Origin of the sequence: Methanobrevibacter thaueri (assembly GCF_003111625.1) — an archaeon.
Classification (GTDB): Archaea; Methanobacteriota; Methanobacteria; order Methanobacteriales; family Methanobacteriaceae; genus Methanocatella; species Methanocatella thaueri.
Genome location: NZ_MZGS01000029.1, coordinates 48,363 through 65,078 on the forward strand (window position 1 = coordinate 48,363; position 16,716 = coordinate 65,078).

9 protein-coding genes are annotated in these 16,716 nt (G+C 33.0%); 1 reads left to right on the forward strand and 8 read right to left on the reverse strand.

The annotated features are described in order from the left end of the window. Positions 1 to 197: 197 nt before the first annotated feature. The 5 genes from MBBTH_RS10305 to MBBTH_RS10330 form a co-directional block, all read right to left on the reverse strand. Positions 198 to 515 carry a DUF2149 domain-containing protein gene (locus MBBTH_RS10305; RefSeq protein WP_116592951.1) on the reverse strand — a complete coding sequence of 106 codons (318 nt, stop codon included), beginning with the start codon at positions 513 to 515 and terminating at the stop codon, positions 198 to 200. 5 nt (positions 516 to 520) lie between these two features. After that, positions 521 to 1,159 (reverse strand): MotA/TolQ/ExbB proton channel family protein, encoded by a 639-nt coding sequence (locus tag MBBTH_RS10310; protein ID WP_116592955.1) that lies wholly within the window; start codon positions 1,157 to 1,159, stop codon positions 521 to 523. Positions 1,160 to 1,370: 211 nt separating this feature from the next. Further along, entirely contained in the window at positions 1,371 to 7,391 is a 6,021-nt protein-coding gene (locus MBBTH_RS11215; RefSeq protein ID WP_116592957.1) for a chitobiase/beta-hexosaminidase C-terminal domain-containing protein, read from the reverse strand. Positions 7,392 to 7,530: 139 nt separating this feature from the next. Then, entirely contained in the window at positions 7,531 to 11,544 is a 4,014-nt protein-coding gene (locus MBBTH_RS10325; RefSeq protein WP_165814075.1) for a PKD domain-containing protein, read from the reverse strand. Between the two features lie 118 nt (positions 11,545 to 11,662). Further along, a complete protein-coding gene (locus MBBTH_RS10330; protein ID WP_116592959.1) occupies positions 11,663 to 12,745 on the reverse strand; it encodes a right-handed parallel beta-helix repeat-containing protein in 1,083 nt (360 codons plus the stop codon). Between the two features lie 613 nt (positions 12,746 to 13,358). Between MBBTH_RS10330 and MBBTH_RS10335 the strand changes: the two genes are divergently transcribed. Continuing rightward, complete coding sequence (locus tag MBBTH_RS10335) at positions 13,359 to 15,131, forward strand: right-handed parallel beta-helix repeat-containing protein (protein ID WP_116592960.1); 1,773 nt, start codon at positions 13,359 to 13,361, stop codon at positions 15,129 to 15,131. 199 nt (positions 15,132 to 15,330) lie between these two features. On the opposite strand, the gene MBBTH_RS11145 is transcribed toward MBBTH_RS10335, so the two are convergent. The 3 genes from MBBTH_RS11145 to MBBTH_RS10345 form a co-directional block, all read right to left on the reverse strand. Then, entirely contained in the window at positions 15,331 to 15,765 is a 435-nt protein-coding gene (locus MBBTH_RS11145) for a tyrosine-type recombinase/integrase (RefSeq protein WP_341476450.1), read from the reverse strand. After that, on the reverse strand, positions 15,756 to 16,154 hold the full coding sequence (locus MBBTH_RS11150) for a tyrosine-type recombinase/integrase (RefSeq protein ID WP_243409809.1): 399 nt from the start codon (positions 16,152 to 16,154) through the stop codon (positions 15,756 to 15,758). Before MBBTH_RS11150 ends, MBBTH_RS11145 begins: the two co-directional genes overlap by 10 nt. 289 nt (positions 16,155 to 16,443) lie before the next feature. Further along, positions 16,444 to 16,716, reverse strand: a 273-nt coding sequence (locus MBBTH_RS10345) for a transposase (protein ID WP_207773368.1), incomplete at its 5' end; no start/stop codon positions are given.

Sequence of the window (16,716 nt, forward strand, 5' to 3'; positions counted from 1 at the left end):
CTAGCATTGAATATGTTTTTTGACAATTATTAACATTGCCAAACTGCGACTAGGCACAAAAACACAAATATGCTCATATCACATGATGAAAAAACATGAATCCCAAAAAACAAATACAAATAAATAAAAAAACAAGTAATTAAAATAACAGTCACCCCGGTAACCGTTAGTTTAATTATAGAAAAAATTAATATAAACTATCCTTCGACCATGATGAGCTTGCCCGTCGATGGATCCTTATAAACCTTACCCATCTCGGTATAACCCTGACCTGAACTGTTGCTGGTATCCGGAGCCTCATCCAACTGAGTGCCCTGATCAATTTCAGTGGTTTTCTGCTGCATCTGCTCCTGAATATTCTCGCTTGGATCAATCATCGCCTGCATATTCCATGAGATAATGACAAAAACCAGAAACCCAACAGCAATAACCAGCATCGCATCCACCAGGTTGGATGTTCCGGCCATCGGATCTTCCTCAACACGCTCACGTCTACGCTGTCTGCTTCTAACCATGGTATCTACTCCATATAGTCAAGCACCGCATCAGACAATGCATCCAAATCAGCCAAGGCCTTATCGCACCACTGCTTTCTGATTTTTCCAAGCACATAGCATAATGCACCGGAACCGATACCCACAATGGTTGTGTTAAAAGCAATTGTCAGGGATGATGCCAAAGTGTTAATGTCACCAGCACCCAAAGCCGCAAGACCGGGACCCATAGGAATCAAAGTACCCATCAAACCCAAAGTCGGCCCTACACGGGTGATGACATCAGTCTTGTTCAAAGTCTTATCCACACGCTCCTCTTCAACCTCAACGAGTCTACGGGCTAGAGCCTCACGTGAGGATTTTTTCATGGTTGAAGAGTTAGCAATCTCTGAGAGTATAACCTTCTGATTTGAGGGAATATTACTGTTTTTGATAATACTTTTAACCTCATCAATGGATGGGGCATTGTTAATCGCCCACATCATATCACGAGTATCCCTGACTTTATGATTTTTGTTTTTAAAGTACTCGGCAATCACCTCACCCAATAAAAAGAGTGAAAGAACCACAATAATCAAAAGAATAATCAATACCGGTATTGACAGGCTCTGTGAGATAATGTTCATCGCATCTGCAATGAAAGTGTCACCAAAAAAAGAAAGCATTAATAAAAAACCTCCTATTAATAAAAAAAAGAGGGGAAAACCCCTCGATTTATTTTTCGTGTTTAAATTTTTTCATTTAGCATATAAAAAAACCAGACATGGAATATGTCCAGCATTTTTAAGGAGAAAAACATATCCAATTCAACAGTCCCAGATTCCACTTATGGGAATCCGGGGGAAAGACCAAAACTAATCTTTCTCTCTACAATATTTAAATTTCATCACCATCATCATCTTTGCGTTTCCTGTAAGCATAACCACAAAGGACAATGCAGGAAAACAACACGACAGCTAGAACAAATTTCCAATTACTATCATCTATATTAATAACTTTTTTTACTTCGTATGCATTAACAGATTCCGGAACCTCACCAGATTCAGAACCACCTTCAACAGACTCAGAATCACCACTAGCAGCAGCCTCAACACCAATAGACGGAGAAGTTCCAGTGTTGCTTTGAACTGTGGAAACATCACCTTCCACTTCACCTTCACGACCATTCAAATCAGAACCACCATGACCACTGGAACCATGACCATTACCTGACCCCTGACCGTTACCGGTACCGGTACCATAACCGTTACCAGCATTGGAATTTCCACTACCAGTAAACCTTTTAATCATATCAGCAATGCTTGGAGCCTTAGGATTAGGATTGTCAATCGCCTCACCAGCCTCATAACCCGGATCATGGTCACGATTAGAAGACGAATAACCCTCCGCTATAGGAGTATTCCAAGAAATGGACTTCTTGATTTCCGCCGAAATCTTAGCGGTAATAGTGGTAATCGATGACGCCACATCAAAAGTCGCAACCGCCTGATTGTCAATGAACTTAACAGTCTGAGTGTATCTGCCGGCAGTGAAAGTCACATCAAAAGCCGGAATCTCAGAGAGAAACTCACCGGTACGCATATTCTGCAATCTCAAACGATAAGATGAATCACCAATACGATCAAGGACAAGATTCACAAAACCTTCCTGATAGTGTGTTGCACCGCTTGTCAACCAATGATATGAATCAGACCCGTCCATCAGGTTGTAGCCATAACCGTCACAACCACTTTGGATAGGAGTGCTTGTCTTACGTGATTCCCATGCACGATGCTCAACAAGAACACAAACATTGTTTTCAATATGAACCTCACCATGGAAATTGCTTGCAAGCTCAAACACCTGAATAGCATTATCATACTGAGCATACAAATCGGTTGTATGGCGGAAATTATAGAACAAGTCATATTCACGACCGCTTTCCGGCTCACCTTCATGAGAGTGAATCTTCCAAATCAGATTGCTCAACACTTCAACATCCTCACTGTAACCGTTGAAGTTGATACCCATAAAACAGCCTTCAATACGATTATGAGTAACATTCAAACCAATATACCTGCCTGACAGATATATTGCATCACCAATGCCCTCATAAATAACATTATTGTCAACAAGAGTATTCTTATTGGTATTTTTAAAATACAATCCGAAATAACCGTAATTGATGGTATTGTTGACTATCCTCGTATTTTCATTACCATCCAAAAGGATATTATTGGCCTCAGAGAAATACGGATCAACACCATTATTCTCAAGCAAAGAATTGCTGATGACAGTACCACTTGTACCTTTAAGATAAACTCCGTTTTTAGTACTGTTCACAACACTTACCCTGTCGATTACAGTATCCTTTGAACCGGTAACCTGAATTCCATTAGTGGAATTGACGATTTGAGTATCCTTAACGACAACATTCTCACCATTACTAATCGCCACACCATTATCACCGGATATGATGGAATTTATTATCTTCACATTGCTTGCGCTGTTGATTAAAACCCCATCAGCACCATTTTCAATAGTGAACCCGTTGATGGTAGTGTTATCGGCATTGATTGTGAAAACCGGCTGAACACTGTTTCCCACCAACCTTGTGTTCACATTAGTGATAATGTTTAAAGGCTTGTTGATGGTGAAATTGGCACCATACAATACCGGATAATCGAAAACAAATTTGGAATAGGGTTCCGCATTATCCAACAACTCCTGAATCATCTGAATCAAAGTGGAATTGACCCTATCATTAACATTAATGGCATCAGTGATGTTGAAAGTCAATGAAGTGACCCTGCCGTAATTATTTGACAGGTCAACAGCAACAGCATTCAACACAGTATACGATTCAATGTCAACAGGTTCAATATACATTCTTCTGGTGGAACTGTTCATTGGATTGGAACCGTCAACAGTATAGTAAATAATGTATTCGTCAGAATCATCACGGGAAGACAATGTTACAGTCTGAGTGGATGGGAAAACACCACCTGAAGTTACAGTATTGTTGATGTATGCAGTTACCGGAGCAGGAGGAGTAATGTCATATGAAACAACTTCAATGGTAGTGTTACGAGCAAGATTAACACCATCATGCTCAACCACCAACTCCACACGATACCTGCCAGGTTCTCCATACATGTGTTGCGGATTCTGCTCAGTTGAATAATAACCATCACCAAAAGACCAGAAATAACTGTTATTGCCCTTAGTCGACAAATCAGTAAACTGGATAGTACGTTCAGTTCCATCAACATGACTATAAGTGAATTCAGCAGCAATATCATTAAAAGCATAAATTCCCTGAATGGTAGTTACAATTAAAGTGCCATCATCCGTAAGAGTTGGACTGGAAACACTGAAAGCACCACCATACTTGGAAGGAATACTATAACTCCACAACAACTCACCATCCAAAGATATTGCATACACAGTACTGTTACCAGACAAATAAATCACTGAATCATTACTGATTAATGGAGAGCTTAATGAAAGACTAGTGGTTTTCAAAGCTTTAAACCATAATTGATTACCATCACTTGCATTAAGCGCATACAAACCAGAAGTCCCAGACACATATAAAACACCATTATATACAGTTGGAGTTCCAGAAGCCCCTGAAACACGTTTATGCCAAGCATGAGTACCATTAAAATAATAAGCAGAAACTGCATAATGATCCACAATATAAATAAACTTATCATCACGACTCAATGAAGCATAATAACCAGAACCAACAACAAAATTGGCAGGATTACCACTTATCACATTAAGGGCCTCTTCATCACCAATAGTCAAATATACTCCAAATTTTAACGATCCATCAACATTAACACCAAATAAATAATTACTTTTAGAAATTAAATAAACAGCACCATCATCACCAATAATCGGAGTATGTGCAATCAATGCAGGAAACTTAGATGACCACAACAATTTCATGTCCTTAAATGCAAATAAAGTAGAGTAAGTATCATCACCACTAATCACATACAATGTATCATTATAACCAAAAATCGGACTGGAACCCGTATTATAATCACCTAAAACATATTTCCAAACCAACTGCCCTTCTGGAGATAAACAATACAAAGTACTGTTCAGCCAATTGACAAAATAAATATTACCATCATTACCAATTGTAGGAGTACAGATAATTTTACTGGTTGTTCCAAACCTCCAGATAACTAATCCCTGACTGTTTAAACAATATAAGTAACCATCATCACCTGAAATAAAAATATGGCCCTCACTATCAACAACAGCAGAACCACTACTTATAAAATTTTCCAATGACCATTTAGAAATATTATTTAAAGGACCAGAATAATTGGTTACACCAGAATTATTAATATCCCCCTGATATTTACCCCAAACAGCACCAGAACTTGTTGTGTTAACTTCTTTTAAATAAGTAGTTGAAAAATCATAATTATAAGTATATATCCTAAAAGGATATGATTTTAAAATATTTTCAGTGCCAGTCCAAAAATAATATGGCCATCTCGCACGAAGATTAGACACTTCTTCAATGAAAAAAGGATGAGTATAAACAATTTTAGAATTACTATCAACAGGATTTGTCCCATCTAAAGTATAATAAATAGAATTATATCCTGTTTCTCCACCAACACTTGAAAATAAAATAAAACAGTGATTTCGTGTAACTGAAAGATCATTAACCTGAATTATAGAATCTTCAATCATATAAAAATTACCTAATGAATCTAAAGCAACATAATGAACAACAGTTGTCTCATTAATAGTGAACGGACCTGTGTAAACCTTACGGGTTGAACTATATCCTGCATCACTACCATCCAAAGTGTAAAAAATAATCGCTTCAGAATCATTACACTCAATAACAACTTCCATTGTATCCTTAAACGAAGTGGATGGAGTAATATAACTTATTTTTAAAGTATCATTAGCAACCCACTTAGAATAAGTATTTTCATATGTTTTACCGTTCACGGTCAGGTAAATTGTTTCATTAGCAATATTAAATGTGACTTGACGAGTGTCCAATTCTATAGATAAAAACTGATTAATGAATTGAATATTCATTTCACTAACATCACTTGTCAGATATCCCCAACTAAACAAGTATTCTTTAAATCCATTTTCAATAAATATCTCAAATTCAACATTATTAAATTTGAATTCATAAAATTTAGAAGGTAAGTTACCTAATTGACTTATATCCTCGCCAAGATTATTATGATTTAAATCAATTGTTAAATTATAGTAAGTGACACCACGAATCCAGTAGTGATAATCCAAATCATGTTTTGTGATGTTTAAAACTATCCATGAATCCATACCTGAGCTAGCATCACTGATTTGTAAAACATCAAAATAATCATCAGGAACAATTAAACCACAATTAAAACTAGGATTATTCAAACCCCACCAATTATTGGAATAATCAATAACATCATTTGAATAGACTAAACCAAACCTATTGTTTGAATGGATTTCATTGAAATTAATATTAGATTCACCTCCACTAACATTAACACCAATACCATTACCATATATACTGTTACCTGTTAGGTTTAACTCACCAGCATTTTGAGTAACTGCAATATCACAGCCAACAAAAAAATTGTTACTGATTCTGGATTTAGCATCATTAACAACAACAGCATAATCACTAAAATTACAATACTCAACCACAGCACACAAAGCATCAATACTTAAAAAACCATTACCAAAACCATTATTCCTAAATAGAATATTAGCATCACTTGTAATGTTTGCATTAGATATTTGTGAATTTTCAATAGTTAAACTTGACTGATAATCACTTTTCAAAATATTATTCCCCTGCAAGGAAATATTTTTAAAAGTAACTTTCGCACCATCACTAACAATAACCAAAGGAACATTATCTCCTTTAGACAATAATTTACAAGAATTAAAGTCCAATGTTAAATCCTTGTCAATTACGAGATTTTCAAAATAAGAATCAACAAAGACATTAGGAGTCATTATAATTGTATCTCCATTGTTTGCATTATCAATTGCATCTTGAATAGATGAATACTCAATGCCAGTTCGTTCAATTGTAGGACCATGCAAAGGTAAAGTGTAACTATAACTATCTGTTGAATGATCATTAGAAACAGCTAAAGTAATCTTATATTGACTTAACTTGAATGTGTGTATTGGATTTTGAAAATTAGAGGTTATTCCATCACCAAAATCCCAATAATACCTTGAAATCAAACCATAAGACTTATCCCTAAAAACAATAGTCAACTCATCACCATTAACCAAGAATGAGTCAATTGTGAAGTTAGCCAAAACATTACTATTATAGTCCACCTGGAAATTGTCAATATATGCGTTTCCATATTTTTGAAGCAGCTTCAATTCATGATAACCGTTTATAGTTGATGTGTCCAATTTAACTTCTTCCCATCGATATTTAGCATAACCGGTTTTAACAATAGTATAATCCAATACTGGAGAGTCATCCAAACAGACACTAACAGTAGCATTAGTTGTAGGAGACATATACCAGAAACTTAAACCACTAATTGTGTCAAAGTTAATTTTCTGGGAAATATAACTACCTTCTCCAGTTAAGCTGACGAAAGATGATCCGTTTTTTCCATCAAAATTGGAATTTACAACAGAAACATCAACACTATCCCAGCCACTAGTCTTATCTACTTCAAAACTAGGATTGACGATAACATCATTGACACTGTAGTCATCATCAGGACTAGATTCCATTTGATCTGCATTATACGAATTATCCATAAGCACTGAATCTTCAGCAGACAATAGTGTAGTTTCATTTGCATCGCTGCTTGCATAAACACCACCTACAGATAATAAAAAAAGTATTAATATGAATAATATAATACTTTTATTAAAATTTTTTTTAAACATACTACTTTTCTCTTCGTTATTTAAAAAAAAGGTTGACACTTAAAGGATTTAAACCTTTTAAAAGCATCCTGCGACTATATAAAAAAAATAATAAAAAAAAATAAAGAAAGAGAAAAAAATATTTTTCAATTTTACTTCTTTATTTTTTAACTGTTAATTTTATTTTTTTACTGGTTGCTTTATAGGATTTGTTTCCTGCAAATTTGATTTTTGCTGTGTATTTACCTTTTTTATTTAATTTTGTTATTTTAAAGGTTGCAACACCTTTAGCATTTGTTTTTGCTTTATAGGTTTTTCCTTTAACTTTTAAAGTAACTTTAACCTTTTTAATAGCCTTACCACTTTTTGTTTTAAGAGTGATTTTGTATTTTTTAGTTTTAGTTTTCACTTTAAAAGTTTTCTTTTTAGCAACAATCTTAGATGCAACTTTAACTGTTTTAGCAGTAGTAGTGGTGGTTGTTTGAGTATTTGTGTTTGTAGAACCACCATTTCCAGTAGTGTTAGTTGCATTACTGGTGTTGTTTGTTGTATTTTCCTTTTGAGGTACAGTGAAGTTAAAATTCATTGAAGTGACATTAGCGTTGTATGTATCATCGCCAGGATAATTGAATTTAATTTCAATGTATTCATCAGGTAAATCAGAAATTGTGAATTTACCATTAGCATCAGTAACATTAGATAATGTCTCACCGCCATTAACAGTATAATTCACATTAGCGCCAACAACAGCTTTACCATTTTCATCTTTTAATGTAATGGTGATAACTTTGCTTTCATTAGCAATTATCATACCAGTGTTTAATTTAAAATCAAATGATTTAGCATTATTTGTTGGATTGTATGTTTTATTACCAGTATAATTAGCAACTATATTGATTAAACCAGTTAAATCATTAATGGTGAATTTACCATTAGCATCAGTAACATTAGATAATGTCTTACCGTCATTAATGGTATAATTCACATTAGCACCTGAAATAGCATTACCGTCACTGTCTTTTAATGTGATAACAATGCTGCCTTTTTCGGTTGATTCAATACTTAATGAAGTATCTAATGGTTTGGCAACAATACTTACAGGATTATCACCATTAACTAGAGTGTATTCTTCATCCAGTAATGTGAATTTTACCTCATCACTTACTGCACCTGCAGTGAATTTTAATTCCCCTTGATTATCACTGATAACAATTGGAGAAGTTACTTCACCGTTTGTACTGGTAAAGTCCAAAGTTAAATCATTCAATGCACCATCCATACTTCCGGTATTTGGTACAAATTCCACTTTAATTGTGTATTCACTACCAGAATACATTTCACTGTCAACAGATGTGAGAACCAATCTCAAGTAGGAATCATATCCAGTTACTTGATTAGTTCCAAACCAGTTATTATTCATGGTTGCACCATTGAGTGTTAAATCTCCAGTATTGTGGTATATTGCATTGTAGCTGATTGTTGCAGATCCACCAGTAATGTTGATTGCATTGTTGTTGTTTTTAATAATGTTATTGGTTAATTCCAATTCACCGGCAGTTTGTGTAATTGCAACATTACAGTTAGTTAAATTACTTTTGGTGATTTTTGATTTACCACCATTTACAATAACTCCACTATTCTCAATATTAACATTATTAATACTACAATTATTAGTGAGAGTTAAATAAGTATTATCAAATGTTACATTCTCTACTGTAAGGTTTCCTGATTCTGATACAATTTTTGAATCAATAATGTCAGAATTACTCAATATCATATTTGCATCATCAATAACATTTAAAATACAATTATTACTTATTGTACTGTCATTAACAATTACATAACCTTTAACAGTTAATTTACCTGCATTAATAGTGGAATTATAAATATTAGTATCTGCAATTAATGTTAAACCTACATTGTTGAATGTATTATTAATTAAATCGATATTACCTTCATTTAAGTTTAAGTTAACATTAATATCAGAATCACGAATGATTAATTTAGAATCATTAGATGTTGCAAAAATACTATTTTGATTTAATTCAACATCCTTGATGATTACAGTTGCACCATCAGTTACACTGAATACCGGATTTGCGGAATCTTTAGATTGTAAAATTGCTCCATTAAAGTTTAATGTTAAGTTTTTGTCAATTACTAAATTTTCAACAAAGACCATTCCTGGATCAATATTAATAACATCATTTTCACTAGCATTACTTATAGCATCTTGAACTGAACTGTAACTAACACCAGTACCAGCTATTGTAGGTAATGATAAACTAAACTCATAGGTACAATTATCTACTTCCACACCATCATGATAAATATGTAAAGTTACTGAATGATTGCCTTGTCCAAAGGTATGTGTTGGGTTTCGAGAAGTTGTGTTGGTTCCATCATCAAATTCCCAATAATAACCAGATATCCTACCATATGAATTATCAGTGAAAGTTATGGAGATTTCACCATTTTTAACAGAAGGTACAGAACTGGTGAAATTAGCAATATTTTCATAATTCTGATATTTAATATTATCAATCCAAATACCTGGACCAGTACCTAAGTATCCCATTAATGTAACATTATGAACTCCTGAAATACTACTGGTATCAAAATTATGATTGTACCAATCAGCAAAATGGATAACAGAAAGATAATTGCTTTCTCCACCTAATCTTTCACCATCAATATATACAAATATTCTTGCACCTGAAGAAGAACCAACTCCGCTAAGGGTAATTGTGCGAGCAAAAGCCTGAATTGAATCAACATCAGTCAAATCAACTTCTTTTTGCATTATAGGATACAAATCAGTTAGGTTTGAACTAGTTTTATTAACAACTACATGAATACTGTAATTTCCATCATATGATTGAGCATAATTATGACTTGCAATATCATATAATATCCATCCATCCAAATCACCCTCGAAACTATCAACATTAGATGTGTGTATTTTATAATTATATAATGTCAATATATTTTCTTTAGTTGTAGTATTGTTATTTCCGTATTTATCAATAACAGTTAATGATATATCAAAAGAACCATATGAAGAATATATATTATACTCCGGGAATTTAGTATCATTGTAAATTTGACCATTACCATAATCCATAATCCAACGTACAATATCCCCCGAAGATTTATCAGTGAAATAAACTGTAGCACTACTACCCGTATTAATTCTAATTTCATATTCAAAATCTGCAACTAAAGTATAATTTTCAGGAGGATTATCTGAAGATGTTTTATCATAATTAAATGTAAAACATAATGAATCAATGTACACAGGCTTATTATTTAAAGGTGCATTAAATTTCAAATTTTGGATACCAGTATAAGAAACATTTTGCTCAAAATAATCCCATGAATCCATAGCATTTGAAGCAGTAATCTTTTTAATATTGTCATCCCCAACAGTAACAGTTAAAGAACCTGCTCTAGTTGGAATCTTATACCAAAACCCAATTTTTTCAACATAAGTCCAATCAACATCTCTAGAAATAGAAGCCTTATTTAAAACAACATAAGAACCATCATACCCATTATCATCAGACAAATCTGCATTACCAGTACTAGTCCACCCATCTAAATCATCAAAAGAATAAGTATTGTTTTTTGGTTTAAGTGTTAAAACTAATGAATCAATGTACACAGGCTTATTATTTAAAGGTGCATTAAATTTCAAATTTTGGATACCAGTATAAGAAACATTTTGCTCAAAATAATCCCATGAATCCATAGCATTTGAAGCAGTAATCTTTTTAATATTGTCATCCCCAACAGTAACAGTTAAAGAACCTGCTCTAGTTGGAATCTTATACCAAAACCCAATTTTTTCAACATAAGTCCAATCAACATCTCTAGAAATAGAAGCCTTATTTAAAACAACATAAGAACCATCATACCCATTATCATCAGACAAATCTGCATTACCAGTACTAGTCCACCCATCTAAATCATCAAAAGAATAAGTATCAGAAGAAGAATTAATTTTTAAATTATTATTATCTAATTGATTACTATTTACTAATTCGTTATCCTCATTAGAATTTAGATCTACATCCATATTATTTTCAACAAGTAAATGTTCTTGGTCATTTATTTGAGAATTTAAATTATCAGTTAGATTAACATCAGCTGCATTAGTTGAAGCCATCATCATGAAAATAATAAACAAACAGAAAAAATAAACTTTTCTCATAATAATCATAAAAATGAAGATATGAAAAAATAAATAACACATGATATATCATGTGAAATTTAATTTTCCATTCTTAAATTTAATTAACAATTATATATCCATAATTATCCTCAAAAGCATCACAAACATTAATAAATGTTTGATTTACTTGACCATATAAATAATTATCGTAAATCCAAATTTCACCACCTGTTGATTTAGCAAAATTAGAATTAATTTTTATAGCAGAACATGAAGAATTATTTAATGTTTCAATATTATTTAAACCCATGTATAAATATTCAACATTTGGATGGTACATATCAATACCTGTTTGGACATTATATATATCATTTGCAATAATGTCTACCTGCAATCTACCATTAGTGACTGCTTTTTTTCCTGCAAATTCAATACCATAATCTGATCCATTAATTATATTATCTTCAATTGTTCCTTTGAAATTACCTCCAAAGAACATTGCATATTCAGAACCAATAATTATATTATTAGAAATAGTAGAATATCCTTTGTTAGCCCATTCAGTATCACTTAAATTTCTGTGGTCAACTAAAGAAATTGCATCTCTAGTTACTCCAGTAATTGTATTACCGGAGATAGTTATGTTATCATGAGTTTGCATAATGTTTATTCCATCTTTTCCACCAGTAATATTATTGTTAGTAATTTCTGCATTGAACACATTTGCTCCGTATATTGCTGCTTTACCAGTTGCAACATTCATGTTGAAACCAGTGATTACAATATTGTTTGATCCAGCTACAGTGAATAAATTATCAGTTGATCCTATAATTGTTGCACCATTACCTGTGAATTTATTGTTGTTACCAGTTACCATTGAAAAATTTGTGTAATCATTAGTATTATCAAAAATAAATTCATAACCGTCAAAAATACCATTAGTTATATTATAATTAATACCATCAAAATCAGAAGTTGTATCAATATAATATGGAGTATATGTTATAGTTCGTGTTTGTTCTGTTTCCACTATTTCGTCAGTCTCATCTGCTGAGTCATCTTCAATTGCAATTTCATCTACTGCAATGTCGTCAGCAGGTTCATCAATGTCGACTGCCACATCATCTGCTGCAGATACTGATCCGACTGCAACAATAGCAACAATCAACATTGCCAAAATTAAAACCTTATTTTTAATCATGATTATTACTTCCGTAATCTTTTTTACAGAGTAACTATCAAATATAATGATTAAGGGGTTTAATTAATTTTTTTAAATTCAATATTGTTATGAATTAAATATTTTCATATCCACTAGTTCAGGAGAAAATAAAATCTTGTTGAATTTAAATTTTAAACCCCCTCAACAATTTTTTTGACACTAACTCTAAAAAATAGATATGCAAATATATGCACATCAATATTATTTTTCACTATCATCAATATATAATATTTATGTTTTAAATCGATGCGAACACTCCTTAAAAATTGCATATAAAAAATGAATAGCTTAAGGTATAAAGATTATAAAGTAATATTAAAACGATTTAATCGAAAAACAAGTTGATTAAAATCCATTTTTAAAATTAATTAAATAGATAATTAAATTTTATAAAAAAAACAATGTCATAATTTTTTCAAATCGTTTTAAATAACTGTCTTTTGCATACCAATCCACGCTGATTAACTTGCGAAATATAACAACTTTTATATTGAATGTGATTACAAATATTATAATCGTAACTACTCAAAAAATAAATTTCTTTTGACACTAAAATCTCTAAAAAAAATCATACATTTGGAGATTAAAAAGAATGACACATAAAACTCTAGGCATGTCATTGCTATTGCTTTTGGTGATAGTTTTATCCTTAAGCAGCGTTCAAGCAGCTAACCAAACAGACATTACCTCACAAGATGCTTCAGACATCTTAAGTGACGTTAATGTCGACGGAAACACTGCAGCAGACATTCAAAATGCAATAGATAATGCAAATGAAGGAGATACAGTAAACCTTGGAAAAGACAAGCAGTATAATGTTAACTCCACCATCCAAATTACCAAAAAGGTAAGCATTAAAGGTGAAAACGTTAACATTACATCTGAAAACGCATTTCAAATTAGAAGCACAGACAATGTGGAGATTAATGGTATAACATTCATCAACCCGAATGGCCTGCCGGATTATGGCGGATCAATGAAGGGAAATGCAATTTATGCCCAGGCAACCAGAAGCCTTGTAATTGACAATTGCAGATTCATAAATTACGCCTACGGCATTGACATGTACTCTTCAGTTGATGGTATTGTTAAAAATTCCTATTTCACAGGAACCACAACAGGTGTTGTGCCTGACCGTGCAGACAGCGGTACAAAGGCATTGCAGCTTATGGGCTCAAGCAACATTCAGGTAATAAACAACACTTTCTCAGGCCACATTCTGGACGGTTTAAGCATAGCTTCTGCTTCAAGCAAGATTTTTGTTGAAAACAACACTTTTATCAACAACACCTATGCAATATATTACGGTGGGGCATCAACCGAGGGAAACATTTTAAGAAACAACCGTTTCATAACCTGCGGAATGATCAATACCTCATATACCGGAAAGCTCGGATTTACAAAAGTTGATTATCAGAACTTGCCGGTTATCAGTTTGCAAAAGGCTTCAAGCAGTATAATTATAGATAATAACACTTTCATTGTTAAAAACGGCAACCTGTTGATATTGTCTGAGGCTGAAAACACTGCACATGGGTTCCCGTCTGTTATCGGTGGAATAACAATCACCAACAATACCGTTTTAAAAGCGGATGTGAGTGTTGACGGCTCCACTGTGGATTTCTACAATATCAATGTGGTGTCAAGTCTTGCCATTAACACCATTGATGAGATTAATGTCAAGGACAATGACTTTTCAGACATTCCCGACATTAAAAAGTTTGAAATCAAGTTCAATTCCATCCAAACAAGTGACAATGATGTTTATATTCCTAAAACATCCATCAACACCATGATGCAAGTCACCTACGTCAAGGATGGTAGAGTCATCATCAAACTGACAAGCATTTCAGGCGATGAGCTTACAGGTGAAAAGATTACATATACTGTAAATGGAGGATCTTCAGTTACAGATACCACTGATGAGTACGGTCAAATCTACATTAACGACCTTTCAGGTGAAAGCAAAATCGAGGCTAAATATCTGGGAAGTGACACTTATGCCCAAAGCACTTTCAGCATAACTGCAGACACATCAAAACAGACCACAACAGCACCTGCAGCCACACCAACAGTCAAGGTCACCAAAAAGGCAACCACATTAAGTATTGCCAAAAAGACTTTCAAAAAGAAAGCAACCAAAAAGCTCACCGCCACACTGAAATCCTCAGGCAAAGCCATTAAAAACAAAAAGATCACCTTCAAGGTCAACGGCAAAACATACTCTGCAAAAACCAACGCCAAAGGTGTTGCAACAGTAAAAATCAAACTGACCAAAAAGGGAACATTCAAATACACTGCCAAGTTTGCAGGCGATGCAACATACAAGGCAGTAAGCAAAACCAGTAAAATCAAAGTAAAATAATCCCCAAAAGGGTTTATTTTACATCTTTTTTATTTTTAGATACTTATCATTATTGAATTAAATATGATTGATATTTTTAAATTTATTTGTTTATCTAAACATTCATGAAAAATCAAAATTGAAAGATAAACTTGAGCAATCATATTACCGGAAATAAGCATATAAACTGATATTTATCTGCTATCTATTTTAATGAATATCATCCTATATATTTCCTGTGGGCTATTTTTACATTGCTCTGATTTACCATGGCATATTGCATGGTGGTGTCAATCTGCACATGCCCCAATAGTCTTTGAACCTGCTCGATTGGCATTCCCTTATCTATTGCCTTTGTTGCCATTGTTCTTCTGAATTTATGGGGATGCACTTTTTTAATATCAGATTCACGACCGAGTTTGCGCATTCTTTTTTCAACTTCGGTGATTCCAATCCTGCTGTGAGGTTTTCTGATTGATACAAAAAGAGCGGGATTACTGTCATCTCTAGACTCCAGATATTTTTGCAGGTGAATTTTTGTTTTTGCGTCAAAATAAACAATACGTTCAGAATCACCTTTCCCCAATACAACACATTCCCTTTCATTAAACAGGACGTCATCAATATTCAGGTTAACAAGTTCGCCTACACGTATCCGGTTGAAGCCAAAAGTTCAATCATTGCCAAGTCCCTTATGTTATTGCAGTTGTCCCTTAGGACTTCAAAATTCTCATCACTTATTACTTCCTTAACGACATTTTTGGTCTTGATTCTGTGAATCCTTCTAACAGGATTTTTAGGAATATAATCCTCATCCTCAAGCCAGCTGAAAAAACTGGACAGCACTCTTCTTATGTTATCGATTGTTGATTTGGATGCATTGCTTTGATTTTTATAGTCCGAGAGATATTTTCTTAAATCATCAGTGGTTATGTTTTCAATTCTTAAATTGATCTTATCGAGCATTTTTAAAATTGTATTTCTATAATAAGTAATTGTTTTTTTAGAGCATCCCTCAATTTCCTTAGCTGAAAGAAAAGACATCAATAACTCCAAATTTCCCTTTGATACCTCAGTTGATAAATTTCTATCTAATTTGACAACATTAAAATTCCTCAAAATTACTTGAAGATTTCTATTAAGTTCATATAATTGAATTTCGCTTAAATGAGGTTCCATTTTGGTTTTTATTAAATCAATTAAATCGTTTTTCATGAAAATCACCATATAAAAAATATGGATTTTCTAAATTTTGAAAATTCTCATTGAGGATGTGACGCAAAATTTTTAATCGAATTTTGTGTTTTTGATTTTTTTGTAATTTTTCTTATTTTTAGTTGTTTTTTCTGTTTATTTCGTTGTATATTCTTTTTAGGTTGTGTCCGATTGTGTATAGTTTGAATTCGGTATTTGTATTTTTTATTCCTGTTGTGGTGAATTCATGTAGTTTCATGTTTTGTTTTAGGTGTGCAAAGGGTAATTCTGCTGTTTTTGATCGTTTTTTGTAGATTTTTTGCGCCCAGTCAGTTTCCATTTTCCGCTGCATTCTGATTTTGGAAGGGTTTCCATAGTCTTGAATTATTCTGTAATTGTCTTTTTGGCAGCA

Coding starts and splice junctions, on each gene's coding strand:
- MBBTH_RS10305 (WP_116592951.1), bottom strand. CDS start 515: ATGGTTAGAAGCAGACAGCGTAGACGTGAGCGTGTTGAGGAAGATCCG.
- MBBTH_RS10310 (WP_116592955.1), bottom strand. CDS start 1,159: ATGCTTTCTTTTTTTGGTGACACTTTCATTGCAGATGCGATGAACATT.
- MBBTH_RS11215 (WP_116592957.1), bottom strand. CDS start 7,391: ATGTTTAAAAAAAATTTTAATAAAAGTATTATATTATTCATATTAATA.
- MBBTH_RS10325 (WP_165814075.1), bottom strand. CDS start 11,544: ATGATGATGGCTTCAACTAATGCAGCTGATGTTAATCTAACTGATAAT.
- MBBTH_RS10330 (WP_116592959.1), bottom strand. CDS start 12,745: ATGATTAAAAATAAGGTTTTAATTTTGGCAATGTTGATTGTTGCTATT.
- MBBTH_RS10335 (WP_116592960.1), top strand. CDS start 13,359: ATGACACATAAAACTCTAGGCATGTCATTGCTATTGCTTTTGGTGATA.
- MBBTH_RS11150 (WP_243409809.1), bottom strand. CDS start 16,154: ATGTCTTTTCTTTCAGCTAAGGAAATTGAGGGATGCTCTAAAAAAACA.